This window comes from Spirosoma pollinicola (assembly GCF_002831565.1).
GTDB lineage: Bacteria > Bacteroidota > Bacteroidia > Cytophagales > Spirosomataceae > Spirosoma > Spirosoma pollinicola.
On the sequence record NZ_CP025096.1, the window covers coordinates 8,247,599 to 8,273,988 of the forward strand.

The 26,390-nt window shown below is 49.0% G+C and carries 24 protein-coding genes and 2 pseudogenes; 9 read left to right on the forward strand and 17 right to left on the reverse strand.

The features are described from left to right. Positions 1–119 precede the first annotated feature (119 nt). The 11 genes and pseudogenes from CWM47_RS34990 to CWM47_RS39575 form a co-directional block, all read right to left on the reverse strand. Entirely contained in the window at positions 120–1,037 is a 918-nt protein-coding gene (locus CWM47_RS34990; RefSeq protein ID WP_100993141.1) for a helix-turn-helix domain-containing protein, read from the reverse strand. Continuing rightward, positions 1,034–1,246 (reverse strand): Rossmann-fold NAD(P)-binding domain-containing protein, encoded by a 213-nt coding sequence (locus CWM47_RS39010; RefSeq protein ID WP_206170570.1) that lies wholly within the window; start codon positions 1,244–1,246, stop codon positions 1,034–1,036. The genes CWM47_RS34990 and CWM47_RS39010 overlap by 4 nt, the downstream gene beginning before the upstream one ends. 62 nt (positions 1,247–1,308) lie before the next feature. Then, entirely contained in the window at positions 1,309–1,875 is a 567-nt protein-coding gene (locus tag CWM47_RS34995; RefSeq protein WP_206170571.1) for an SDR family NAD(P)-dependent oxidoreductase, read from the reverse strand. Between the two features lie 428 nt (positions 1,876–2,303). Then, entirely contained in the window at positions 2,304–3,281 is a 978-nt protein-coding gene (locus CWM47_RS35000) for an amidohydrolase family protein (protein ID WP_100993142.1), read from the reverse strand. A gap of 286 nt (positions 3,282–3,567) precedes the next feature. Then, positions 3,568–4,488, reverse strand: a complete 921-nt coding sequence (locus tag CWM47_RS35005) for a helix-turn-helix domain-containing protein (protein WP_100993143.1) — start codon at positions 4,486–4,488, stop codon at positions 3,568–3,570. A gap of 100 nt (positions 4,489–4,588) precedes the next feature. After that, the gene (locus CWM47_RS35010) at positions 4,589–5,461 is read right to left on the reverse strand and encodes an SDR family NAD(P)-dependent oxidoreductase (RefSeq protein WP_100993144.1); all 873 of its coding nucleotides are present in this window, start codon (positions 5,459–5,461) and stop codon (positions 4,589–4,591) included. 381 nt (positions 5,462–5,842) lie between these two features. After that, positions 5,843–6,151, reverse strand: a pseudogene (locus CWM47_RS35015) (XdhC family protein); the annotation flags it as partial. Positions 6,152–6,427: 276 nt separating this feature from the next. Further along, positions 6,428–8,710 carry a xanthine dehydrogenase family protein molybdopterin-binding subunit gene (locus tag CWM47_RS35020; RefSeq protein WP_100993145.1) on the reverse strand — a complete coding sequence of 761 codons (2,283 nt, stop codon included), beginning with the start codon at positions 8,708–8,710 and terminating at the stop codon, positions 6,428–6,430. A 32-nt stretch (positions 8,711–8,742) separates the two neighbouring features. Further along, positions 8,743–9,729, reverse strand: a complete 987-nt coding sequence (locus CWM47_RS35025; protein WP_100993146.1) for an FAD binding domain-containing protein — start codon at positions 9,727–9,729, stop codon at positions 8,743–8,745. A 134-nt stretch (positions 9,730–9,863) separates the two neighbouring features. After that, positions 9,864–10,652: a 2Fe-2S iron-sulfur cluster-binding protein gene (locus CWM47_RS35030; protein WP_100993147.1), complete on the reverse strand. Its 789-nt coding sequence runs from the start codon at positions 10,650–10,652 to the stop codon at positions 9,864–9,866. 127 nt (positions 10,653–10,779) lie between these two features. Next, the gene (locus CWM47_RS39575) at positions 10,780–11,019 is read right to left on the reverse strand and encodes a helix-turn-helix domain-containing protein (RefSeq protein WP_240625610.1); all 240 of its coding nucleotides are present in this window, start codon (positions 11,017–11,019) and stop codon (positions 10,780–10,782) included. A 181-nt stretch (positions 11,020–11,200) separates the two neighbouring features. On the opposite strand from CWM47_RS39575, the gene CWM47_RS35040 reads away from it, so the two are divergent. Together CWM47_RS35040 and CWM47_RS35045 are read left to right on the forward strand one after the other, a co-directional pair. Then, a protein-coding gene (locus CWM47_RS35040; RefSeq protein WP_449448540.1) for an IS3 family transposase occupies positions 11,201–12,596 on the forward strand; the annotation gives its coding sequence in 2 pieces (ribosomal slippage) (positions 11,201–11,604 and positions 11,603–12,596; 1,398 coding nt in all). 153 nt (positions 12,597–12,749) lie between these two features. Beyond that, on the forward strand, positions 12,750–13,061 hold the full coding sequence (locus tag CWM47_RS35045) for a hypothetical protein (RefSeq protein WP_100993149.1): 312 nt from the start codon (positions 12,750–12,752) through the stop codon (positions 13,059–13,061). A 1,197-nt stretch (positions 13,062–14,258) separates the two neighbouring features. Here CWM47_RS35045 and CWM47_RS35050 read toward each other — a convergent pair. Beyond that, on the reverse strand, positions 14,259–15,410 hold the full coding sequence (locus CWM47_RS35050) for an outer membrane protein assembly factor BamB family protein (protein WP_100993150.1): 1,152 nt from the start codon (positions 15,408–15,410) through the stop codon (positions 14,259–14,261). 248 nt (positions 15,411–15,658) lie between these two features. Between CWM47_RS35050 and CWM47_RS35055 the strand changes: the two genes are divergently transcribed. Next, positions 15,659–16,180 (forward strand): hypothetical protein, encoded by a 522-nt coding sequence (locus CWM47_RS35055; protein ID WP_100993151.1) that lies wholly within the window; start codon positions 15,659–15,661, stop codon positions 16,178–16,180. Between the two features lie 417 nt (positions 16,181–16,597). Here the strand turns inward: CWM47_RS35055 and CWM47_RS35060 are convergent, their stop codons facing one another. Further along, positions 16,598–17,233 carry a DUF4142 domain-containing protein gene (locus CWM47_RS35060; protein ID WP_100993152.1) on the reverse strand — a complete coding sequence of 212 codons (636 nt, stop codon included), beginning with the start codon at positions 17,231–17,233 and terminating at the stop codon, positions 16,598–16,600. 27 nt (positions 17,234–17,260) lie between these two features. Beyond that, a complete protein-coding gene (locus CWM47_RS35065) occupies positions 17,261–18,169 on the reverse strand; it encodes a manganese catalase family protein (RefSeq protein WP_100993153.1) in 909 nt (302 codons plus the stop codon). Between the two features lie 271 nt (positions 18,170–18,440). Here CWM47_RS35065 and CWM47_RS35070 point away from each other — a divergent pair, with 271 nt between their 5' ends. Then, complete coding sequence (locus CWM47_RS35070) at positions 18,441–18,701, forward strand: hypothetical protein (RefSeq protein WP_100993154.1); 261 nt, start codon at positions 18,441–18,443, stop codon at positions 18,699–18,701. Positions 18,702–19,535: 834 nt separating this feature from the next. Here the strand turns inward: CWM47_RS35070 and CWM47_RS35075 are convergent. Then, positions 19,536–19,949, reverse strand: a complete 414-nt coding sequence (locus tag CWM47_RS35075; RefSeq protein ID WP_157816157.1) for a response regulator — start codon at positions 19,947–19,949, stop codon at positions 19,536–19,538. Positions 19,950–20,246: 297 nt separating this feature from the next. Between CWM47_RS35075 and CWM47_RS35080 the strand changes: the two genes are divergently transcribed. From CWM47_RS35080 to CWM47_RS35095, 4 genes are all read left to right on the forward strand, one after another. Further along, a complete protein-coding gene (locus CWM47_RS35080) occupies positions 20,247–20,786 on the forward strand; it encodes a response regulator (RefSeq protein WP_157816158.1) in 540 nt (179 codons plus the stop codon). Between the two features lie 17 nt (positions 20,787–20,803). Then, positions 20,804–21,898 (forward strand): hypothetical protein, encoded by a 1,095-nt coding sequence (locus tag CWM47_RS35085; protein ID WP_100993157.1) that lies wholly within the window; start codon positions 20,804–20,806, stop codon positions 21,896–21,898. Between the two features lie 287 nt (positions 21,899–22,185). Further along, complete coding sequence (locus CWM47_RS35090; protein ID WP_100993158.1) at positions 22,186–23,214, forward strand: LLM class flavin-dependent oxidoreductase; 1,029 nt, start codon at positions 22,186–22,188, stop codon at positions 23,212–23,214. 32 nt (positions 23,215–23,246) lie between these two features. Next, on the forward strand, positions 23,247–24,155 hold the full coding sequence (locus CWM47_RS35095) for a pirin family protein (RefSeq protein WP_100993159.1): 909 nt from the start codon (positions 23,247–23,249) through the stop codon (positions 24,153–24,155). 191 nt (positions 24,156–24,346) lie between these two features. Here CWM47_RS35095 and CWM47_RS35100 read toward each other — a convergent pair whose 3' ends face one another. Together CWM47_RS35100 and CWM47_RS35105 are read right to left on the reverse strand one after the other, a co-directional pair. Next, the gene (locus tag CWM47_RS35100) at positions 24,347–25,360 is read right to left on the reverse strand and encodes a glycoside hydrolase family 43 protein (protein ID WP_100993160.1); all 1,014 of its coding nucleotides are present in this window, start codon (positions 25,358–25,360) and stop codon (positions 24,347–24,349) included. Between the two features lie 503 nt (positions 25,361–25,863). Next, positions 25,864–26,073, reverse strand: coding sequence for an ATP-binding protein (locus CWM47_RS35105; RefSeq protein WP_317046743.1), 210 nt, complete (start codon positions 26,071–26,073; stop codon positions 25,864–25,866). A 45-nt stretch (positions 26,074–26,118) separates the two neighbouring features. Between CWM47_RS35105 and CWM47_RS35110 the strand changes: the two are divergent. Further along, positions 26,119–26,355: pseudogene (locus tag CWM47_RS35110) on the forward strand (integrase core domain-containing protein); the annotation flags it as partial. Positions 26,356–26,390 lie beyond the last annotated feature (35 nt).

Below are 26,390 nucleotides of genomic sequence, written 5' to 3' on the forward strand. Positions count from 1 at the left end.
TATTTAGTGAAAACGCTCTTTGTCTTAGCCAAAATGCCGGTTGTACAGCTGATTGCCTGCATTACACCACCAGAAGGTTATTTGAACTGTCGCAGTAATTTTTAAAAATCTCTGCGACATTAATTCACCGACTGCTTAAAAGCAGAAGGCGACTGCCCGGCCTTATCCCTGAAAAATTTGCTGAAGGACTGCGCATGGCCGAAGCCCAGCTCGTAAGCAATCTCGCTGATGCTGAGATTCGTCAGGGACAAGCGCTCCTTGGCAAGCTCTACTATCTTCTCATTCAGAAAATCCTTCGTGCTACGCCCCGTCAGCGTGTGCAGCAGCCGGCTCAGGTAGTTAGGCGACAGGTGAAGCGCATCGGATAGGTACGCGATGCCCGGGATGCCTTGTGTGGCCAGATGCTTCTGGAAATAGGTGTTCAGCAGGGCTTCAAACTGTTCCAGAATCCGGTGGTTCGCTGCCTTGCGGGTAACGAATTGCCGCTGATAAAACCGGTCTGCATAGCTCAGTAATGATTCAACCTGACCGACCACGATGGCCTGGCTAAAGGTGTCAACAGCCGCTTCTACTTCTAAATTGATGATGCCAATAATCTGCTGCAAAGTCTGCTCTTCGCGGGTCGAGAGATGCAGGGCTTCACGCACGGCATAGCCGAAAAAATCGTAAGCGCTAATCTTTTTAGCGAGGCTGCTTCCCCATAGAAAGTCGGGATGAATAAGGATGGCCCAGCCCATTGGCGGACCCGCGACCTTTTCGTCGGCACGAAACCCGAACACCTGGCCCGGCGCCATGAAGAACAGCGTACCCTCACTAAAATCGTAATCCCGTTGCCCGTACGGGTAAGACAGCCCTGCGACTTTCTTTAGCACGATGCAATAGAAATCGAACACAAAACTGCCCGCACCGGTGTCCGGCAGCTGCGTAACGTTTGAAAGATCAATGACGCTGATTAAGGGGTGCAACGGACGGTCATGCCCGAAAAGCCGGTGGTACTCCTCAATGGTTTTGACGCGGAATGGCAGCGATCGTTTCATAGCTTGCTGATTCCTGTGAGCTGTTCGCTAAGCGTCCAGAGCTGCTTTCCTATGGCAGCGTCAAAGCTTTCGTGAAAGGGCACAATCCGTTTTTTATCGTTGTAGAAAACACCAGTTATTCCTTCTACAGACGGGTCCAACGCCAGCCATCCCCCGACCTCGCAAACGTCCTTTTCAAAAGGTCTGTACAGCCCAGCAATCGCTTTCATGAAGAGGGGCGCGCCCGCTGTCAGGTTTGATTTTATAACGCCGGGATTAAAGGTAACCGATGTCACCCCGGTGCCCTGCAACCTGCGGGCCAGCTCAAAGGCGAAGAAACCCTTGCGAACATCGCCTGCGCTGCCGCCCTCATGCCTGAGTATTTGGCCGTTCCCTGCAAAACAGCGAAATCAAGCTTGGCGCGTTTTATAAATGCCGGGTTGCCGCTTACGGTGACTACCCGAGACGGTGTGCTGGCTTGTAGAATGTCCAAGAGCTCCTGCGTGAGCAGGAAATGGCTTAAGTAATTTATGGCAAAAGACGGGTCTACGCCTTCCTGGGTGAGTTGCTTTTTGACGTTAATGCCACCGGCCAGATTCATCAGCCCGTCAAGCCGGGCGTAGCGCTGTTTGACGGCTGCGGCCAGCGCGCGAACGGACGACTGCAAGGACAGATCAGCTGTTATCAATTCACCAGCGTTATTGCCAGTTTTGAGGGCGATTTCCGCTAACGCTACCTGCCCTCTTGCCTCACTGCGGCTTACAATCACCACTTTTGCGCCCCGCTGCGCAATAGCGATGGCGGTTGCTTTTCCTACGCCGGAACTGCCGCCGGTGATCAGAACTATTTTCCCATTCAAAATATTGTTCGGCCCTGTCATACAATTGGAATTTTAGTGCAAAAATCGGCCTAAATAAGCGACCGGTTACCCTCAAATCTATCCGATATCTAATCAATTCTGACTTCGGCGCGCGACAACGCTTACTTTTTAAGGATGCCTTTTTCTACATTTTCCTGAAGCAGCTTATTATGACTCAATTAGTCAATGGCCCCTATTGGTCATAACCGAACACTGATTCGCCGTTTTCATGACCTTAGTCACCGCTGATTCTTTGCGCTCAGGCATCATAGTCCCCATCAACCGCAACACTAAATGGCCTTCTTTATCATGAAACTAAGAATGGCGCGCAGGTAGTTTTCAGTGAAATCAAAAGGCTTGTATGGGTTTTTATGTATGCCAATGGGCTTGCTCTCTGTAGTGGACTCCGTTTTCCTTCCGCACCTGATTTATGGATGATTTGCACCTGTCAGCCGCTCCCAGTTGGCAAAGGCAAATTTTTCTTTGTCCTCTTTGCTTAATGCGGCCCCTTCCAGAAAATTGCGGGCATCCCTGCCGGGCCGGTATTGGTACGGATAATCTGAAGAAAACAGGATCCGGTCGGTGCCGATAATTTCAACGGTGCGTTGCAGGTAAGCGGAGCTGTACATGCCGCTTGCCGTCACATACAGGTTTTGGCGGACGTACTCGATAAACGGTTTGCTGAGGCCGGCGGCTTTGCTTAAGGATGCCAGCCGTTCGGTATAAAATAAAATAACCTCGCCCCAGTGCCCGAGAATGATTTGCAGCGTAGGGAAGTGATCAAATACGTTGGCCAGTACCAGCCGCACAAACTGGATGCCGGCCTCGTAGTGCCAGCCCAGCCCGTAGGTGGAAAAAGCCAGATTGGTAGCCTCATCAAAGCCTGAATAATACACGTCGCGGACGGCTTTTTGTGGAATCTGCGGGTGAATGAAGAGGGGAACACCGAGCGCTTCCGCCCGCTCGTACAGCGGCCAGAAATCTTGATGGTCCAGGTTTTTTTCGCGGGTGCGTCCGCAGAGCATGGCGCCTTTTAAGCCGAGGACATTTACGGCTCGTTCCAGCTCGGCGGCTGTCTCCCCTGGTACAGGCATCGGCAGCGCGGCAAAGCCCTGAAACCGGTCCGGTGTTTTGCTTACGATGTCGGCGATCAGGTTGTTGGTTTGCTGGGCGAGGCCAACGCTTTCGGGGCCCAGGTTGTGCAGGCTCGGGCTGGTTAAGGGAATCACCTGCACGTCTATGCCAGTTTCATCCATCAGTTGAAGGCGAGTGCTGCCGAAGTCTGCTAAGCGGTGTTCGACTTGGCCCAGGTTCAGGGTCTGGCTAGGGTCGGCATCCGGGTCTTTTTCCCAGGCTTCGCTGACTGCTCTCGTCAGAAAATGTTCTTCTACGGCGATTAATTTCATGGTTGGCGCTTAGCGGTTTGTTTGGTTCTATAATTAGCGCCAACATTGCATGGGTTGGCGGTGAATGAGCATTCTATCCGTTATGGAACCGAAACTCGATGAAAAACCGAAGCTGAAGAGAATGACAAAAGCAAAACGGAAGCACAATTGTTGTCTACATTTCCGTCTGCTTCCACTACTACGATCGCCTACTGGTTGAAACCCTACTTCTACAGGCTACCACTTAGCCAAAACTCTAATTGATTGCTTCATCCAATATCTTTCTTGTCGGCCAAAACCACTTCATTCAATTGAAAGACTGCCTGAATGCTACAGGGGACTGGTTGGTTTTTGACTTGAACAATTTGCTGAACGACTGCGAGTGCTCAAAGCCTAACGCGTACGCTACTTCGCCCACCGATAAACCGGTGGTAGACAGTTGTTCTTTGGCGATTGTGATCAGTTTGTCATGAATATACTGCTGGGCATTTTGTCCGACCAAGGCCCGGAGCATATCACTTAAATAACTAGGGGACAGGTGTACCTGCTGGGCCAGATAGCCCACGGTGGGTAGTCCCTGGCTGACCGACGTTTGGTCGGTAAAATAACGGTCCAGTACTTCTTCCAGCTGTTGCAGCAAATCGTGGTTTACGGCTTTGCGGGTAAGGAACTGACGTTTGTAGAACCGATTGGCATAGCTTAGGAGCAGCTCTGATTGAGCGACAATAACGTCCTGGCTGAAATCGTCGATTCGACTGTTTAATTCCGTTTCGATCAGTTTAAATATGGCCAGGATCGTCCCTTTTTCATCGTCCGAAAGATGCAGGGTTTCATTAGTTGCATACGAGAAGAAGCCATAGCGTTTAATAGTTTTTGCTAAGGGATACCCTAAAAAGAAATCCGGATGAATCAGCAACGTATACTCCGAACACACGCTGGCATCATTATCTTGGCTGCCGATGAGCTGGCCCGGCGAAGCGAACAACAACCCCCCTTCATCAAAATCATAATAACGCTGGCCGTACTTTAAGCGGCCGCCAAGTTTTGGTTTATACGATACTTTGTAAAAGCCCAATACATGGTTTTGGGGAAGCCTGTCCCCGTCAACCGGCGTAGTGAAGCCGTTGATCAGACTGACCAGCGGATGCCGGGGGGTGGGCAAACCACATTCCCGGTGCGCATCGGTTATCGAGTCAATTTTATGCGGGTTGTTGGCTACTTTGTTCATCGCTGAGTACCTGAAAAATGATAACCGATACCCGTTCAAGGATCGGTTATCATGGCTGCATTATTAAGTCATTTTCCTGGTTTCGGGTTCCTTGCCCGGACTAGCCCTGCGCGGAGTTGGAAACGTCTGCCCAAGCTTCCCAAGTCGCCAGACGCTCCGTATAGGCGGCACGCACCGAAGGTAAATTATGGCTACCCAGAAAGAACCGTAAAGGGGGGGTTGGGGCATCAACTACCTGGAAAAGCGCTTTCGGGGTTGCATTGGGATCACCCCGTTCCTGGGTTTTTAAACTATCGACAAACCCGGCCTTAAAGTCAGTGTAAATGTCGAGGCCAGGCGAGAACTTCAGCGATTCGGGACTTCCAAACTCGGTAGCATAGGCACCCGGTTCAATGATGGTTACATGAATACCAAATAGTTTAACCTCGGCGGCTAAGCTTTCGTGGATGGCCTCGAAGGCCCATTTTGACGAACAGTAGTAGCCGATCACGGGTAAGGTGACATGGCCCAGGTTGCTCGATGTACCCAGGATGTGACCGCTCCCCTGCTTTCTGAGTAAGGGTAAGGCCGCCTGAATAACCGAGACTGAGCCAATGACATTGGTTTCGTACAGGGCACGGATATCATCCGTGCTGGCTTCCTCAATGGTGCCAACCAGTGAATAGCCGGCGTTGTTAAACACAATATCAAGCCTACCGAAGTGAGCGTGTGCCTGTTCTACGGCCGTTTTTACCTGTTCGGGCCGGGTCACATCAAGCGCCAGGGTGAGCACATTTTCGCCATATTTTTCGTTGAGGTCGGCAATGCTTTCTAGGGTACGTGCGGTCGCTGCCACCTGGTCACCTCGCTTCAGGGCAGCCTCGGTCCAAACGCGACCAAATCCACGGGAAGTGCCCGTGATGAACCAGACCTTAGGAGTAGTTACCGAACCTGGCGCAGCCTGAACGCCTGCATTTTCTTTCTGTTGTATCATGATAGCCTGATAGTTAATGGTAAGTCAAAGGTCAGGCTATACGATTTGCTATCGGTAGTCTAACTGAGGGAATTTGTAGTCGAAATGAGAAAAAGTTGGCAACGTCAAAAGAAAGCGCAGCCATTGCAGTCCAGTAGTTGTTTGGCGATGTCGAACCAATTCTATTTGAACAACCAATTTCATGGTTTTCTCGGCCCCACAGCCATTGGTCTAAGCCCTGACCAACGGCTGCGGGCTGTTCCTGTCGGCAAAACCACTTCTCTCTGCGGCACCGAACTACTTTAGCTGTTTGAAAAAAGTGACTCTATTTCTGCCCGGGTTGCCAATCGCACTCGTTGTCGTTCCTAAGCACGGTGGCCAGCACCCATACATCGCCTGTTGCACGAATTCGCGCAGTACCTCGACTGGGTTTTGCGCGTCTGCCGGGTCGATGGGTTCGATCAGCACGTCGATAATACCGTTACAGCCTAAGCCCACGCCGAAACTGTTGGCGTCATCGTCCATCGTGTCATATGTAACGACAACCGGCGAACCGTCGCGCATGACCTGCCGGGCCCGGCGCAGGGCGTCGCCTTCCAGACAACCGCTACTGATGGCACCTTCCCGGCGGCCATCGTCGGTGATGAGCATCCGGTCACCAGGTCGGCGGTAGGAGGAGCCTTCGGCCCGAACTACGGTAGCTAAGGCGGCTTAGCGCTGAGTGAAGTCGACTTAGTTAGCCTGTCCAGAATACACGTGATTTCTTTCTTGGTGGATAAAACCCCACGTGTGAAAGGATTTTATATTACTACTATTCTTGTGGTCATTGAGCCTGAGCCAATACGCCTACTTGTAAATGCTCAAAGCATGTGGTCTTCACGATCCAGCTCGACAGGTTGTAAAAACCGGTAGAGTAGCCTGAAAGGTTAACAAGTAAAAGAACAATCCTGAGCTTTGTTAATCAAGACCTTGTATAAACAATCATTGTTACAAAAGCTTATCCAGCGTCATCGGTAAGCTACGTACCCGTTTGCCAACGGCATTGAATGCTGCATTGGCAATGGCGGACGCCACACCCACGCCACCAATTTCTCCAACACCCCTTGCGCCGATTGGGGAAACATGCAGGTCGGGTTTATTGATGAAATGCACGTCGATGTCTGGGATATCCAATTGGACAGGAACATGATAGTCCGCCAGACTCCTCGTGACAGGATTGCCAAACCGATTGTCAAAGAGCGTTTCTTCCATCAGCGCCTGACCAATGTGGTAGATTACGCTGCCCATTACCTGCGAACGTGCGGTTTTCTCATTCATGATGCGGCCTACATCCTGTACGCTGGTAAAGCGCTTTACTTTTATCGTACCAAAATCCTCGTCGATCCATACTTCGGCAAATTGTGCTCCGAACGAATAGAAAGAATACTTTTTATCATCATCGTTGGCATCTGCTGAAAAATTGGTAATCATACAGGGCGGAGATTTTGGTCCGAGTCCCATATCACCAATCGGTTTGGTTCCTACGCATGCTTCGATGGCATCCCGGTTGGCGCGACGTAAAATGGTTGTGAAGCTATCCGCCACTCCTGGATCATCTTTCAAAAAAAACGTTCCACCGCCGAATCCAATGGCCTCCACACTTTTCCCGTGTAAAGCCGATTTGCTATCGTTGATCGCCAATTGCATCAGTTCATTTCGCACTTGTTCTGCCGCAGCCATCACCGCTGGCATCACGCTTGCCACCGTTTGCGAACCCGCAGCAGGCGGGCAGGGGGGCAAATTAGAGTCGCCTATTTCAACATTGATCGATTCGACGGGTATTCTAAGTGTATCAGCAGCGGTCTGCGCAATAATGGTATAGGTACCTGTGCCTATGTCCTGAGTGGCGCTCATGACCTTTAATTTCCCATCCTGGGTTAGTCGTACTTTTGCCGTAGCGACACTCCGGTGGGCTGGATATATAGCGGAGGCCATACCGTAGCCTACAAAATAGTTGCCCTGACGATTCTGGCGAGGCTGCAACTTTCGCCGGTTCCAGCCAAAGGCCTCTGCGCCAATGCGATAACAGTCCAGCAAGTATTTCGCTGAAAACGGAAGCTTTTCCACTTGATCCGTTGCCGTGTAGTTAAGAATTCGAAATTGAATCGGATCCATACCGAGTTTGTAAGCCATTTCGTCCATGGCTGATTCGATCGCAAAACTTCCTGATGAGAAGCCTGGTCCCCGCATCTGGGTCGGTGCACCGATATTAAGTTTAGTAATCGCATTGGTTGCCTCTATTGCCGGTGCTTTGTATAAAACTTTACTGGGAGAAGCGCTTGCCTCAAATACCTGCGTAAGGTTATTGAAGGTAGTAACCTGATGACGAATGACGGTCAGCCTGCCTCCAGTATCCGTTCCAAGAGCCACCTTCTGGATCGTTGACGCCCGACGGCCTACGGTGGTCTGCATCATCTGACGAGTAGTAACAAATTTTACCGGACGCTGCACGGCCCTGGCACTCATCACGGCAAATAAAAGCTCAGGCCAACCCAGTTTACAGCCAAATCCGCCACCCAGGTAGGGCGACAGCACGCGAACGTTTTCAGGCTTAAGATCAAATATAAAAGACAAGGTTTTTTGTGTGAACAAGATGCCCTGCGTGCCGTGATAAACTGTTAAACGATCACTCCCTTCCCATACCGCAATGGTCGCGTGGGTTTCCATGGGATGATGGTTCTCGATAGAGGTGGTGTAAGTAGCCTCTATACGGTGGGGCGAACTGGCTAGTGGTGCAGCCGCTTTCCCTTCATTAAGTTGCGCCGGCCCGCCTTCGCCCGTCATTTTGGGTAATACGGCGGTTGCTGCGGCTTTCTTCAGATCTGTAACGGGAGTCTGCCTGGAGTAGCGTATCTGAACCAACCTGGCAGCGCTGCGGGCTTGCTCATAGGTTTCAGCGACCACCATTCCTATTATTTGCCCATAGTACTCAATTTTATTATCCTGGAGTGGTAATAAAAACTCGGATAGGCTTCCACCGGATTTGAAAAGATCCATTGGCTCAAACTTCTTAAGGCGCGCCATATTCTGGTGGGTGAGCACGGTAATAACACCGGCGCTTTTTAGCGCTGCTGTAGTATCTATCTTCGTGATCGTGCCTTTGGCAATGGTGGCTTGTACCGCAAAAGCATAGGCCATATTCGGTTGATTGAACTCGGCGGCATATTGTGCCATACCCGATATTTTCAGCTTGCCCTCAATTCGGCTAAGCGGTTTGCCAATTTCGGTCATATCAATGTGTTGATAAGGGTTTTACGTACGGGTTAGCTATTCTCGCTGAGGGCACTACTCAAGGCCCGATAAATTGCATTCGACCCTAACTTGACTTTAAACGCATTGTGCAATAGGGGCTTGGCCGCGGCCATCTCACGAGTGGCCGCCTGTTTGAAATTGGCCTCGGTGGGGGCTTTTCCAACCAGAAAATTTTCTGCCGTAGTAGCCCGCCAGGACTTGTGTGCTACACCGCCCATGGCAATACGCACAGACTTGATAGAAGCGTTGTTTATCTCCAGGGCAGCAGCAACGGACACCAGCGCGAACGCATAACTACTACGATCACGAAGCTTAAGATAGGAGCAATGGGCCGCGAAGTTGTTGGTCGGAATGTCAATAGCTGTGATCAGTTCACCTGGCATCAGAGTGTTGTCCTTTTCCGGATGGGTACCGGGCAGCCGATGGTACTCCAAAAACGGAATAGAACGTTCTCCGGTCGTTCCCAACACCTTTACCCGAGCATCCAGTGCCGCCAGGGCGATGCACATATCGGAAGGATGAACGGCCACACAGCTATTGCTCCAGCCGAAAATGGCGTGCATCCGGTTGATGCCCTCCAAAGCTCCGCAGCCACTGCCCTGTTCACGTTTGTTGCACGGCATAGCCGTATCATAAAAGTAGGAACAGCGCGTCCGTTGATTCAGATTGCCACCATTGGTAGCCATGTTACGGATTTGAGCGGAAGCTCCGGCCAGAATCGCCTGCGTGAGCAGAGGAAAACGTTGACGTATCAGGGGATGATTGGCGGTATCCGAATTGTAAGCCATGGCCCCGATGGTCACGCCACCGGCTGTCTCTTCAATATTTGTATAGGGTAATCCGACGACACTCATTACTTTGGTTGGCCGTTCGACATCTTCCTTCATTAAGTCAACAAGATTGGTGCCTCCGGCCAGGAACTTTGTGCCAGCATCCGATGCGGCTGCCTGCGAAGCACCAACCGCATCGGATGCGGTAGAAAAAATAAAAGGTCTCATCGATTTTTGATGGTTTATGGTTTAGGATGGTAAGTTCTTCGGGCCGTTGACAAGTAGTCACTAAGCCTTTACCATCATTGATAATCTATTTCTAAAACTCAAGCCGCAGGTGTACTAAAAATGTACTGATTTTCTTACTGTAGCCGCCAATTCTGGGAAACGTCATGACCGGTGTGGACCTCCGTTATGGCAGCTAATATGTTCGGATAAGCACTGCAGCGACAGATGTTTCCTGACATGCGTTCACGGATTTCATCATCGGAAAGCTGAAGGTTTTTGCTGATCGTGCGTACATCAGCCGTCAGGTAGCTTGCTTCGCCGGCCTTGGCTTCATTCATAAGGGCCACGGCGGAACAAATTTGTCCGGGTGTGCAGTAGCCACACTGAAAGCCGTCGTGTTTAAGAAAGGAGGCCTGCATGGGATGTAAATCGTCCCCTTTAGCAAGCCCTTCAATTGTAGTTACTTCTTTGCCTTCACAGGTGGCGGCAAGCGTAAGGCAACTTAACACCCTCCGGTCGTTTACTAGTACCGTGCAGGTACCGCACTGACCATGGTCGCACCCTTTTTTGGAGCCAGTAAGCCCAAGACGTTCACGCAACGAATCTAATAATGTCATTCGGCTGTCTACATCCAGGCTCTTCCTGACACCGTTGATCCTCATCGAAACCTTCACGGCATTTTCCAGGCTGGCAGGGCTAACAGGTACCTGGTCAACCAGCGGTTGGGCGAGCAAGTTGTGTGCATCAACCAGTTGCAGCGTCAGAAATCCACCCCCTGTAATAGCGAGCAGTTTCAGAAAGTGCCGACGCTTAATACCGGTTGATTGGATCTCGGGTAACTCTTCGGGCATGTGTTTTGAAAAAAGCTCCCTTTCTTCGTCGGTAAGTTCCGACTTGCTTGTTTCTTCGTGCAGGCTATCCATTCGTGTCGGTCAAATAAGTAATTAAAAGGACTACCTCAGTTTCTTGTTTTGCGTTTTATTTACCGATACAAGATAGGAGACAACCGAATGAATAGGTTTATGTAAATCAAACAATAGATTATCCAAATCAAACCATATCACCTTTCCTGAAATTCATGGGGGTTATGCCAAAATACTTTTTAAAGAGTTTATTAAAGTGCGTTACTTGTGAATAGCCTAACGTATAAGCGACTTCGGAAACAGTCCAGGAGGTTTCAATCAGCAGGATTTTTGCTTCCTGCAATGTTCGTTCAATGATTTGCTGTGATGTTGTTTTATTCGAAGTTTTCTTCAGTGCCCTGTTTAAATGATTAATATGAATATTCAACTGACTGGCATAATCAGAGGCTAAGCGAAGCGGGAAAGATCTCGATATATAATCGATTGGAAACTGACGTTCTAAAAGCTGTACGTCGTCAAGTAAAAGTGGACAAAGGGGGTGAAAATGAGAAGAGACAATTCAGTAATCGCACCGGCGACCCGGTTGTTTCACTCAAATCACCTTGGTTATGTCTAATTCAACCAAAAAATCGCCTAGCCAATCCAAAACGGCTCAATCGACCTCATCTTCCCCAGAGCGCAAACCAGCGCTATCTATTATTAAAGACATTCAGCGTCAAACTCGTCGGCAGTATACCGCTGAAGAAAAAATTCGTATTGTCCTGGAAGGCCTGCAAGGCGAGCAGTCAGTAGCCGAGATCTGTCGGCGAGAAGGCCTCAATGCCAACATTTATTACCGCTGGAGTAAGGAGTTCTTAGAAGCGGGTAAAAAGCGATTAGCGGGTGATACCACCCGGGAAGCCACCGCTCCCGAAGTACAATCCATCAAGTCAGAAAATGAAGCCCTTAAACAACTAGTGGCCGAATTGAGCCTAGAGAATCGGGTATTAAAAAAAAGCCTTAAGGCCGACGACTAATCGCTACCATCACATGACCCAATCGGAGAAAATGGAGATCATCACCCTGGTGGAGCAGTCACCATTGAGTGTGAAGGCTACGTTGGGCGAGTTAGGTATACATCGCTCGACGTTTTATCAGTGGTATAAACGGTACCTGACAGATGGTTACGATGGATTGGCCGATTACCCCTGTCGACGAACCAGTGCCTGGAATCAGCTGCCATTGGCTGAAAAGGGTCGTATTGTGGAGTTAGCTTTGGAACGGCCAGATCTTTCCAGTCGGGAATTAGCCTGCTATATTGTTGATAATGAGAGTTGGTTTGTCTCGGAATCAACGGTTTACCGTATTCTAAAAAGTCGGGGCTTAATTACAACTCCCGCTTACCGACTCATGGAAGCAGCCGACCAGTTCTATAATCCGACTACAGCCCCTAACCAGCTCTGGCAGACCGATTTCACGTACTTTAAGATCAAGAACTGGGGTTGGTATTACCTCTCGACGGTGCTGGATGACTACTCGCGCTACATCCTAGCTTGGGAACTATGCCCGGGTATGCAGGCTACGGATGTGGAGAGAACAGTGCAGGCAGCTTTGCAAGCCAGTAGTTTGAAGGCTGGCCAGCGACCTCGCATGCTGTCGGACAATGGGTCGGCTTATGTGTCTGGGCATCTGAAGCAGTACCTGAAAGGAGAAAGCATTGAGCATACTCGTAGTGCGCCGTATCATCCCATGACGCAAGGCAAAATCGAGCGCTATCACCGGTCGATGAAAAATGTGCTGTTATTGGAGCACTACTATAGTCCCGATGAGTTGAGAGAACGCTTAACGGAGTGGGTAGACTATTACAATCATCAACGCTACCATGAATCACTCGAGAATGTACGTCCCGCAGATGCGTACTGGGGTCGCCAAGATCAAATATTAGCTGAACGAAAAAAAATTAAGCAACGAACAATGGCCCAACGGCGGAAAAATCATATTTTCCAGCGTTTAGAAAGTACTTAAAAGTATCTCTTCTCTTTTCACCCGCAGCTGTCCACTTTTGGTTGACGACGTACACAAGTTGTACGCCACCGCGGTACTATCCGTAGCATACGACAGAAGAGGCATTACAACGGATCATTGCCTAATTGGGTCATTTAAAAAAGCCTCAGTGTTATGAAATCAATAGCTGTTCTATTCTTTCTGGTTAGCCTCCTAAGCTGTCATAAAAATCCAGTTGAACCTCAAGAAGTAGAAGCGATCATTCTGAAACATGAACCGGATGGCTATGTTTGTACGGGAGGATATTTGATTCAAACCCAAACCAAGGAGACCTATTTAACTACTGACTTTGTGCTCTCTGCTCCATACGATGATTACACTACCCTTCATTATCCAGTCGCAGTAAGGCTTCGGTTTGAGCCTTATACGGCCAACAAATGCGGGGGCGCTCCTAGGATCAAAGTAGTTTCTATTCGAGCACAGTAAATATTGACTTATTTTAAGTAGGCCAAATTACGGAGAAACAACTTTTCTAATTTTATTCCCTTTTCATAATCCGATTTCTATAGTAGACCTAAAAAAATGCCATTGGTGACATTCCATGCTATCAGTAGCATTTTGTAATTCAATTAGATACTTTCCAACTCTAAACTCAAGTTTAAGGTCTATTTTAGAAAAAGGAATTCTATGAAATGGCTTGTGTTGATAGTGCTCCTTACTTCTTGCGATCATGCAGAATTTATCCCCAATAATTGTGGGGTAAATAATCCTCTACAAGACCTACCTTGGTTAAAGAAACTGGATAGAGATAACGGCACTGGCTCCAGTATTATTCAAGGGACTTACCAAGGGCAAACCGTCTATGCTGTTAGCAACTGTGGGCGTTGTTTTAACGGCTCTTATATAGCGCTTTATCATTGCGATGGTTCTACAATCTGTAGCGGTTCCGGATTAGATGTATCACCCAGCGGTTGTAATCAAATTATTTCTGTCCTCACTGATAGAAGAACCTTGATCGAGCATAAACCTTAATAATACAATTTTTCCTAAGTGAATGAATTCACGAATAATTGCATTAAGATTTGACCTGTTGTATACCTAACGTGGCTGTTGCAAAATTCCATTAGCTGTTGAGTTTGTCAAGAAGCCAGCCAGACTGGGGACGATTTTGAGCTGGAAAACGCTGGCTGAAAACCAAAAAATAAGTCCTTATCTACTTTTGCAACAGCCACATAACTTATACAACAATTAGCGGGAAAGCACCTGTTCAGCACTCCGGTTTCAATTCTAATATATCATGCCAATTTTCAAGAAAGCTGTTGTATTAATAAAGTATCCGTTAGCACTGCTGACTAGTATAATTCTATCTACTTGCTTTCCTAAACTACCGGGGCCCTGTTATGACTGCCAAATTGTAGAAACCAGTCAACTCACCAACCAATCATTAAGTAACAGAAGTACTGCTTACAAAGAAGTATGCGATTCGTTAGAGGTGGTGAAGTTTATTAAGAATAACACCTTCGCCAAAACGACGTCAATAGGCATAATCGATCAACAAGAGGTGTATAGTATTCGCATTCGTTTTGCAAGCTGTACTAAAAAGTAGAGCTTTAATGTGATGATCCTAGCTTTACATGAAACACCGAAAATACGGTTAATTCATAGAAACACTAGCCTTAGCAACTAGAAGAAAACTCCTTGCTGGGTGACCACGCAAGGGGAAGTCGTTATATCGCCACTGGTTGGTGAAGACCATCTAATCTGCCCAGTGGTCCCATCCAGGGCATAAAGCGTATGATCCCGCCCCGCCACATACACCAACCCATTGGCCGCGATTGCTCGGCTAGCCCGACCATTAAAGCCCCCAGGCCAAGTCCACGTATCCCATTTCTTGTTGCCCGTTGCGGCATCTAAGGCGTAGAGCTGAGCCTCGGGGGAATCGAGGAGGGAATAGGACCCGTAAACAATTCCATTCGCAATCGAGCGAGCGCCAGTGTTCCCACTGATGGCGGGCTTAAAGCGCCAGTGTTGAGCGCCTGTTCGGACATCCAGGGCGAACACCTCCTGCCAGCTGTTGACGTATAGGGTTCGGCCCACCAAGTTGACATAGATTAACCACCCCCCTAAGCTAGATTCCCATTTGGCCTGACCTGTTAGCGCATCCAGGGCATAGAGCTTTCCATCATAGCAGCCCACAAAGAGTGTCCCCTCAGCAACCAGGGGAGCACCGTATATGCCGCCCCCAAAGAGCAATTCTTGTTGAGCAAGCCCCGTTTGGGCATCCAGTACATACACCGTATTGCCACTACCGATATACACCTTCTGGTTGGCAGCGGTCGGTAATCCATACACACGGGGATAGCCAGATGGATCAAACCCGGGTGCCGATACCGCCCATTTTTTGGTTCCTGTTAAAGCGTCCAGCGCATATAATTTACGGCCATTGTTGCCCACAAAGTACACCTTGTCGCCACTACTAATCAGCGTCGAGCGCGTATTGGTCCCCGTGTCTTCCGACGTATAAGTCCACTTTTTCTGTCCTGTCTGGCTGTCGAGGGCGTAGACCTGATGGTCACTCAGGGCATAAACGATGCGCTGGCTAACAGTGGGTGGGGAGCTAATGAGCTCTTGTGTGCTGACTTGCCATTGCTGGCTTCCTGTCAAGGCGTTCAGCGCATACAGAGTCCGGTTCTCATCCCCCACAAAAACCGTGGTATTCTGAATGGCAGGGGCGGGCGGGGCCAGCGGTGTAAGTTGGGAACAGGCACCAGCCACCAAGCTGATGGCTGTTAGCACGAGAATGCGGAAAGCAGTAAGGTTGACCAGATGAAGCATGGAGATCAGCGTTAGGGAAGCAAAATTACAGGGCAACTTAGTGCTTAAATAACTGACGTTAAAAACGGTTTATTTTATGGCCTAATCAACCCCTAAGTCAAGCCTCCGGTAAGTCATCAGAAAGCCAATAGTAGGGGATTGGATGGGGGATAAAATAGTACAAACGCCCGGTAGAACATTTAAGCCCTGTTTAATTTCATGGGTCAATAAAAGAAGGTTCTTTGACTGACTCCTTCGTTTATTGACCCATGAAATTACTTGGTATTTCCCTTGGCTTCCTGATGGTGACTACGATGACATTTGGACAAGGGCTCATCTGTATTCGGCCTGATAGCACCAGTCAGGATACGTTGCGAGTAGGCCATTCGATCCGAATCAGTTTAACTAGCCCCCCCGACACGTACAGAGGTCGACTTATTGACCTGAAGGCCGATTCTATTCGCGTCAAACTCGATGACGGTTTCTGGGGCTCAACCCGCCCTTGGGTAGCGCTCAATCAAGTGACAGGCTTGCAGAAAACGACGATCTTCAGTAGCTCGACCGCTCGATTTATGTATAATTACGCCTTCACGCTGGGAGGTATTGTTTTGCCCCGTTATCTCTTCACCCATTACCCAACTTGGTCAAAGACGGGTCAATTGGGGGTCAATGTAGTATCAGGTGTACTTGTCGGCAGTGCCTTCTACTTTTTATCGACTAAACTCATCTGGCCCAAGCGTATGGGTCAACGAACACAGCGTGGCTGGCGGTTTAAGTTTGTCTCCAATTAGCTGTATATTGAAAATTTCGGCGGGTTTGCCCCAGTAATTCTTGGCGCCTATCTTTCCGACTTAGTGAATGAGAAGAAATAAGGAAGGGGAAGTCTGGCTGCGCAGCGTCTTTTTTGCCTCTCATCGCTCTTTTATGAACAAACTAGGCCGGTTAAACGAATCCGGCTATTGGATGATAAAGCACACTTCTGGGAGGCTACTGGGTACGGGCCGGACCTTAGCTAGCAAAAAGCCCCACCATTTCAGGCAGGGCCATTTGTTAATCCGTAAAGTAAATGGACTAGGCTCTCAAGACGAAGCGAAGTACTTAAGGTCACGCTTGTCACGGCAATTTCCTACTTGCCCCCTTAATTTGCCCATTGACCTTAAGCGCGTATAACCTCAAGAGCCAATAGGGACATCTACCTTGTATTTAGCCTACAACGTATCCATAATCTGATAAGCCACCTTTAAATGGGTCTTCACCAGCGGATGAGCCGCTTTTCCTACTCCTTTCAAGCTGGCATCGGCTGAACTTGCTTCAACGGTAGTCATCACTTTGTCCAGCTTTTCATGCCCTTTTACCCCGCTTTCCAGCACGTACATCTTATCAAAAGCCTTGCCCGAGATGGCTTGCAGTTCCGTCACCAAAGCCTTTGTTTTGGCATCGGGCGTTGCGGGCAGCGTGATGCCTTTAGCGGTCGCCATTTCTTTCAATTTAGCTGACAGGCCCGTTTGCTCCGTTACTTCGGCCTGAGCCAGTTGCCGTACCGCTGGATTCGTCGCTTTCTGAGCCGCTACTTTACTCACTTCTAGTTGCATCAGGCCACCCTTGGCCACCTCCATCAGTAGTTTCTGGTCAGCTGCCGAGAGTTTGGCGGGCGTCGCCTTTACCGCCCCTACGGCCGCAGCTCCTTTTTGATTCTGGGCGTCAAATTCCGCTTTGCTTTCTTTGCCTACCATGGTTGAGGACCCACCCGCCATCCTCGCCTGCTGGGCAGAAGCGGCCGGAACTCTACTTAAGCCCGCCAGGATCGTCAAGGTAATCAAGCTGTGTTTCAACGTAGTATCCATCTTCTTGACTATAGTTTATGGTTTCTATTAGTACTCGTATTTAATGCCCATCTTTTTGGCCATATCGGCAAACACCTGGGGATCGAAGTCCTCATCACCCGGCGCACTTAACTGAGGCTCTTCCTCCAGGTCAGGTGCGGGATACCCTGGCATACCCCCTTCCACTACGTAGCACTCCTGCCCATCGTCGGGGTGGGGACCATTCCAGATCAGCCCCGCCTGTTTGTAGTCGTCCGGGCTGAAAGTATACAACGACAAGTGCAGCTTCTGCTCCATGAACTTTTTAGCTTCCGGAAAGGCATTATTGCTCAGATTGGGAATGGGTAATAGTTTTGTCACCTCAACGCCCGTTAGCTTTTCCAACGCTTTGGCGTAGGCAACAACGTGCAACCCACCCCGGACCAGCAGGTAGCCTACCATCGTACGGGCGGTTGGATCGGATACCATTTCGTAGGCTTTTATTTTATTGGCCCGGGCGCCACATTCCAAAAAGAAGTTATGCAGCAATTCTAGTTTCAGGTTGCCGCTGCTGAACACATTCTGACCCGTCCAGAAATTGCCCATTGAATCGACAGGCAGCGATCCTTGTCCGCTGGCCATCGTATGATACGTGTTGCGAAAATTAGTGGCATCGGCCAGCGGTGCCGTAACGGGATCATGTCCCCGTTTGGTGACGCCCGTCAGTAGCAGATTAATGGCGTAGGAAACCACCTCGATATGGCCGTATTCTTCACCGGCGATGCTGGCAATGACGTCGTAGAAGGGTCTGATTTTCTTGCGTCCCCGAAAGTTGAACGACTGGAAGGTGTAATTCATCAGGGTAGACATTTCCCCAAATTTGCCCCCCAGCAGTTCTTGCAGGGCGGCGGCATCGTTGGCGGAGGGGTTATTAGGCTTGGGCAACTCGATGGGAAGCCGGTCCATTTTTAAAATCATAACCGTAGGGTTTACTAGTTCGTGGCCGAGCACTTGCACAAATCATCACATCCGCTAACCCTGCGACTAAGCCTAAGTTAAAAATGGCGTAAAAATGAGTTTAAAAGAGAGGTAATGGTTATCTCTGACGTTTGAACAGACCCTCAAATACTTTTCCGTAGCACCCTCAACACCTAACCGGTGGCTGCAAAAAAAGAAGGTGGCGAAAAGTCACTAAAAATTCCATAATATCTATAAGGCCATTTTCAGAGATTACCCTTACCTTTAGGTGATGAATCAAGATGAATACAGCAGGCTGGTAATTAATTGTAAAGACGAGCACAAATGTTTACTCTTTCAGGATGATTCTATTGCTTCAGATCAAGTAGCTATGTTTGTCCCCAGCCGGGCTTTTACGCTGTCGCAATTGAAAGCCTACCTGATCGGGTTTGGTCTTACTGAGGCAGAGGTTAGGGTGGTGCCACTTCAGCAACGCCCTAAGAATGCGCCCTTCGGCGGTTATGTGGTAACTATTCCCCTACCTGAGTTATAATCCACTGCCTAAGCTCAAATTAACCCCTCTTAGCCACAAACGGACCAATCTGTAATGATTAGAGCGTTTCTGTGAAGTCTCTGATTTAGAAACGGTTAATTATTTTCCTATAATTGGCTATAAGTATATGATTGGCTATAAGTAACAGGTAATCAGTGAACTCACTAATCGGTATTAGCTTTACCTTCATTTTCTTGTAAATCGCAATATGGAGAAGAAAAAGCCCTTTTTGGAGATTGGTCAAGGCCTCAGCATTATGATGGGTATCGCCTTACTGTTAACGGCCGTGTTCCTGGCCATATGCGTTTATCTGCTTATTGTGCCCTAGTATAAGGGAACCAAGCGGCCCTTAATACGACTAGGCTATCTCTTCAAGCTTAAGACGCAGGCACCTGCTACAACCTGTTCCTGTCAACGAAGTACCTCGCAGCTCCCCTACGGTCAATGTAAAACAAAGTTGATTAAACGGTAGTTAGCCCTTGTGAACGGGACATGCACCTACGGGTACATTCCCATGGTGTGGATAGAAGCAGTAAGCCCGGCAGCATTGCGACCGGGCTTATTTGTTCTTAGGATAGAAACAGTAAGGCACGCAAACAGTATAAACTAAACAGTAAGCATACTGTTCTTACGCAACCCACCGCAAAATAGATTTGAGTCAAGTCAAAAAAAATAGACGTATTCAGCCCACACTGCCCGTTGAACAATACGTACTCCTGGCCGTTTATGGCTTACTGACTTACTAAACCACAGACTTTTTAAGCCCGGCTACTCAACTAGTTGGGCTTTTGTTTTGGCACGTGGTGGGCAACCATCTTATGGATTCGTGGCTATTCAGCAGCAGTTTCCCTCCAGCCAGTCGACTCGCAGCCGGGTGACAATTTGTCCTAGCAACTCGGAGTTTATTGGCTTGGTGATAAACTCATTGGCCCCTAGTTGCTGCGCCCGCTGCCGGTCAGTCTCCGCGTCCGACGTGGTTAATATGACAACGGGTGTTGTAAGATAAAAAGGGTGATCCCGAAGCGCCTCAAGGGCTTCAAAGCCGTTGAGCCGGGGCATATTCATATCCAGGATAATCAACTCCGGGACCATCTCATAATGAGCCAACGCATCAAGCAGGGCTAGCCCATCATGAGCAAAGACCAGTCGGCACTGGGGGCTGTGCCGGGCAAAGGCCAGGTTTAGCAGGTAACGGTCGTCCTCATCATCATCGGCGATGAAGACGCAAGGGTACGTATTTTGATTCATGGTTAAGTTGTTACGAATAAAAAACAGCCAATATGCTGTTAACGCTGTAATAATACGCAATTCTGTCCAAAGTTACTTGGCTTGTCAGGCTTAGCTAAAATCGAATTAAACAAATGTCCTTTATTTGAGATTAAGTTAAATAACTATCCTCACAACTAACACACATCACTTCGTATGGACACGCTAAAACCCTGGGTTGCCCTTCTGGACGAGGATGAAGATGAAGATGATTATATATACTGGTAGCACGGCTTTCGCAATTGGGCACAGCATTTGGATCTGTACTGGTTTAGCTCAGTGACTGAATTTCTGTCGGCGACCTCACTAGGCAAAGACAAACCGGTAGCGTTAGTGATTGATGGGGTTATGCCTAATGGGGAAGAAACGAAGTGGCTCAGCACCCTGCTGCTTCATCCCAGTTGTCAGCAGGCCTGTCTGATCATGTTATCCGCAGAGGTGGCCGAGACGCAGCGGGCAGCCTATCTGCAGCTGGGGGCTATGGACCATTTGCAAAAACCCATGCACCTAGCGGAATTACAGAAAGTTGTTTCAACCGTGAGTGGGCACATAGCCCGCAAAGCAAGTTCACAACTAAACCCCTTTATTCAGCATTGCTCACAAACCAAAATTGGGAAGCGTCAAGCACTTGTTTTAACCTACCCGTGTGGGGATGACAACTTCTCAGTACCTAGGCTGTTCGGGGGACTTTACCCCTCAAATTGCGCCACCAACGATTCATTCCCTCCTACGCACACTTGGACCACAAATAATGCGCAAATTGCCTACTCGCTACCCACTTTTGTCAACCGGTGCCGCAACCCCACAGAACCGATTTAGCGTACTGGTCAAACCCCATGCAACTACTCGCCTACATTGTCTTTGTCATTACCGCCCTTTTCTTCATGGGGCTGGCCATCCTGACGGTTTCTGAACCCAGTAGGGGGGTAGATAGCAGCATGGGCTACGGGTGGGGGGCGATCATTTTATCGCTGGGGTTTACCCTCAGCAGTTTGATTTTACTGCTTGTTGTTCGGTCAACAGGTGGACTTGACTGGGTTGCTCAGCAAGCGGGCACGCGCACAACACTTCTGATTGTATTCTGGCTAGCCATGTCGATAACCACCTTTTTGGGGGCCATCCTCAAACTCGAATCGTTTAAGGAGGCTACCTCTCCCCCGTTTTTACAGGCGCTGGCGGTTGGCCAACCTCAGCTGTGGGTCCCCTTCCTGTGGCTGATGGTGTGTTTGCTTTCCCTGAATCCAGGCTGGTTATCGACCCTATCGCTTGGCTGGTTTAACATTCCATTTTGGCTTGGATTTAGTATCAGTACCCTGTTTACCGCCGGGTTCGTCGTGGTTTATATCCACGATTCGATCCAGCAAAGGACGGCCCAAGTGGCGACCCGAATCGACGACCAAACGCGCTGGCATCAACAGCGTTTAGCGCAAGTGGCTGGCCATAAACCCGACGACTCCATTTTTGGTTTATTAGGCTTTACGAATCAGTATCAGGACGATGATGTTCGGCAGGCGGCCCTGGCCAAAATTAAATCCCATCCTGATTGGGAAACCCAACTGCTGGACCTGTTGGCCAATCAATCTTCCTATACGTACGTCTATTCATTCCTGGGCAGTAACCCGGTCGCACATCCGGATGACTTTATTCAGCCGCTGAATCAGAGCATTGCGTTCCTGTCGGACGATATAGTAGCGGATGTAAACGGCCGCGAAACGAATCTTCAGCACTGGACCTTTGGGTCCTACAACATCGAGCATCTACTGCGGGCCCTGGATACCCAGTTTGGGGGGCAGCTTGTTACGTTTTACCCCAACGTGCTGAAGGTGCAGCAGGCCTTGAACACCCCAGGGCCCTACCCCGAAGGCGACAAACGGGTTCGATTTGATGTAACCGACGTCGTGGATGGCTGGTTGAAGGCTCATAAAAAGTAACCGTCCGCTCCCCGATACCAACGCTTAAGGCTTGTCCCATGAAATAAGACGAACCCGTGTTCATGTAACTGTTTCTTAATTGGGGCGTTTCAAGAAACACTTTCTAATTGTATTGAAATGATGGTTTAGTTGTCCGATTAACCGGTTTCCGGATAGTCAATGCGCCTGATAAAGCCTTTATTTATCAGGCGTCTTCTAGTTAGGTACTCGCCAACAAGAAATGGTTGCTTTTTTAGGAGCAACCATTTCTTGTTAATTCTCTATTGAAATTAAATAATTTTACTATCATGGAAATAGGAATAGACAGTTTTGCTTCGGCAATGTATGGTACCCATAACACATTAAACAGTGTGGATGCTATGGAGCAATTGCTCCATAGGATTGAGCTGGCCGATCAGGTCGGACTTGCTGTTTTTGGTATAGGTGAACACCACAAAAAAGAGTTTTTAGATTCATCGACCGCTATTATCCTGAGCGCTGCTGCTGCCAGAACCAAACGCATACGCTTAACAAGTGCGGTAACCGTTTTAAGCGCTGCTGATCCTGTCAGGGTTTATCAAAATTTCGCCACCCTTGATTTAATATCTAAAGGACGGGCCGAGATTGTCGTTGGCCGTGGATCATCCATTGAAGCCTACCCCCTATTCGGATTTGATCTTAAGGACTATGACCAATTATTTAAGGAAAAATTGGGCTTATTGCTGAAAATTCGGGACAATGAATTTGTTACATGGTCCGGCAGGTTCCGGCCTGCCTTGAATAACCTTCCGGTTTATCCGAGGTCCTTGCAGGAAAAGTTACCGGTTTGGCTGGGTGTCGGCGGTACGCCAGAATCTTTTGCCAGGGCCGGAACGCTTGGTTTGCCGTTAATGGTGGCTGTAATTGGCGGTGAAACACACCGGTTTCGTCCGCTGATTGACCTGTATCGGGAGGCCGGCACAGCGGGCGGCTTCAAACCCGAGGCACTAAAAGTGGGTTTGCATTCGCCCGGATATGTTGGGGCAACCAATGAGACAGCAATCGCTGACTACTTTCCCGGCTATGCGGAACTGTGGACCAGATTGGGAAAGGAACGCGGATGGCCACCGGTCACCAGACCACAGTTCAACTCGCTTATTGCGCCAAAAGGGGTCCTGGCAGTTGGCGGGCCCGAACAGGTTGCTGAAAAAATACTGAGACACAGCGAGGCATTGGGTGGGATTTCAAGGTTTACTTTCCAAATGGATAACGCAGGGCTGACCCATACCCAGTTAATGAATTCGATAGAATTAATCGGGACGAAGGTTATCCCCCTGATTAACAAGGATAGCTTATAATCTAGATTTAGCCAATAGTAAATCAACGACTCATGGTAGATATTGTCATTCAGGCACGTGATGCCGCTATCATCGAGGCCATTAAGGTGAAACGCATCCTTCCATTCAGGTTGCACCGGATGGTAGGCCCATTTATTTTCATGGATCATGCCGGGCCAGTTTTGAATACGCCCCCGATCGTATCATCGCTGGATGTATTACCGCATCCACACATAGGGCTTTCCACCGTAAGCTACCTGTTTGGCGGGCAGGTCGTACATCGCGACAGTACGGGTGTTGAACAGATTATCCGTCCGGGTGAAGTAAACTGGATGACCGCTGGCAGCGGCATCTCCCATTCTGAAAGATTTGAAGATCCTGCCGCATTGGCAGAAGGGAAATTGGAAATGATACAAACATGGGTCGCACTACCCGAAAAAGACGAAGAATCAGCGCCTACTTTTAACAACTATACGCCGGACCAGTTGCCAATATTTACTGACAAAGGTGTCTGGATGCGGCTTATTGCTGGGAATGCCTACGGGCTGGGCAACCATGTAAAGACAAACTCTCCGCTGTTTTACCTGCATGTGGTACTCGAACAGGGCGCACGGTTTGGTCTTCCAATAGAACATACTGAACGGAGTTTTTATATTGTAAAAGGCAGTGTCGAATTGTCGGGTGTCACCTACCCTGCAGGACAGATGCTGGTGTTTACCAAAGGCGTCGATCCGGTAATCCTGGCCAGGGAAAACAGCACTCTAATGATGCTGGGGGGCGAACCGTTGGGGGAAAGATTTATCTGGTGGAATTTCGTTTCTTCTCGCAAGGAACGCATTGAGCAGGCCAAAGAAGACTGGAAGCAAGGCCGTATTGTCTTGCCGCCAACTGACAACAAGGAATTCACTCCGCTACCGGATGACAGATATGGTGCACCACCAAAACCGGAACCGCTTTCATAAGGTGGGTAGTTCCGTATGTTACTGATGGCGTTGGACAAATATTAAAAAAATCACTGTCTCACAATTCGCTCCTCCAAGTGAGAAGGAGGCGGGTTGGTCGGGCAGCTACTTCAATTGAAACCCTTTACAAAACAGAAGATGAGTTGACTCGCCATTGACAAGCCACACAGTTTGCCCCTGGTCACTACAACTTAACGAGCAGTCTTCTCCGGGGTAAACAGGTTTAGATTCCACTCCGCATACCAGTGAAGTTCCATCTTACCAGCTGGGGTAATGGTAATGGGCAGAAAGACATACTGCGAGTCAGCATGACCGCCCCCGTTCCACCGGTCGCCCATGTAGAGGTAAGCGTTTTTGTAGCCCGGAATCTTAAAAATATAACAGGGCTGAGAATTAAACGAGTTGTTACCCACATCCCCAATAAACGGGTTGCCCTGGCTGGTGTATGGTCCCATAAGGCTGGAAGCCGTGTAATAGGTGGCCGGATTAGGGGTCCAGCCGCTGCACCCGCTGGTGAGCAGGTAATAGACGCCATTTTGCTTGAGAATACCCGGTCCTTCGCAATGGGCTTCAATATCGGTGTCCTGGGCCGTGGTGCTCAGGTAATCGCCCGACAATTCGACCATCCGAATCGTGCGGTTAACATGATCAGCTGCGTAGCCAATGTAAGCTTTTTGGGTTTCGGGGTCCATAAATAACCCAATATCCCGTGATTCATGGCCATTGGGCCGGGAATGGTGCTGAACCACAAAGGGGCCGGTGGGTTTATCGCTGATGGCCACGCCCAGTTCAGCCACCGTATAGCGGTTACCATCGTAATGAAACCACATCACATACCGATGGCGGGTAGCATCATAGATGACTTTGGGTCGTTCAAAGACGTCAATCGCTCCTTTCTTGAGGACGACACCTTCATTTTTCCAGTTATACAGATCTTTCGATGAATAACAAGCGGCTCCCCGTGGCTCTCCCCGGTGTTCACCGTACCAATAAAACGTTTTGAGCGAATCAATATAAATAATATTGCCCCCGTGACAGTCAATGGGCAACCCATCATCGGCCAGCCACACGGCACCGGGCTTAAAGGAGGCATACGCCGTGGGCTTTTGAGCCAGAGATGGTACTTGGATCGCGCCAATCCCTACGCCCATCAGCAAAACGGCGATTCTTAGCCGCTCAACAAAACCAAGACTTCGTGTATTCATTTCATAGGGGGTTATTGCGGTTTTCCACCGATAACGCTAACAAGCTGGTGGCGCGATCTGATCTCCTGCGGTAAAGGTAGTCGCTCCAGGTAGAAAAGGAAAAAAGACAACGGCGGACCTGTTGATGGTCTCCCCCGATGGCGACCACGGGTTAAGCGGCAGACCTTCTGCCAGAAGCATAAGCAACGGAATTCGCTTTTTCAATCAGCACGGCTTGCTAGTCGGAAATATCTTCGAGGAGGGTTGTGGTTGGGATGCAGCCATTACTAATGAATCAATGACACGTGCCCGGTTAGGATCGCGAGTGATCATCTCGAGCCGTTGTGGTTCTCTTCTGGCTACCATTTATTGCCTGCCAAGTTAATGGACCAATAAACGGGCGATTAAAAAGACGGACGAGGCACTTAAGAATTAAAGTATATATTCCGGCAATCGAAGACCACGTATTCCGGCAAATCAGGCCACTGTGGATAAGTGTAAGAAGAAGGACATAAAGGTAAGCGCTATACTGATTTTTCTTCCCCTTTTCCCTGTTTTCGTTGAGACTCTCCTTTCAACTCAATACGGTGAGCCTGATGTAATAACCGGTCTAGGAAGGCATCGGCAATCGTTGGTTCTGCCAGATAATCATACCATTGAGCAACCGGTAGCTGGGAGGTTATGATCGTTGAGTGGCGACCATACCGGTCTTCCATAATCTGTAACAGGGCCAGTTCTAGCTAGCTAGTAGGGATGAACTAAAGGACTTACCGGTGGCGCAAAGTATGAGCCGCAAGGGAAATTGCTGGGATAATGCGGTTGCTGAGAGTTTTTTTAAGACCCTCAAGTGCGAGATGGTCAATCATACTTATTTTGCCACGCGGGCAGCGGCTCGGTTGGCTACTTTCGAGTATATCGAGGGATGGTACAACCGCCGACGGAAGCATTCAGTATTGAATTACCGCACGCCCAGTCAACAGGAATCTTATTTTTACACTTCCTCAATGGCCGCCTAAAAAATCTCCACTATACTGTTGCAAGTCCAAAGCGT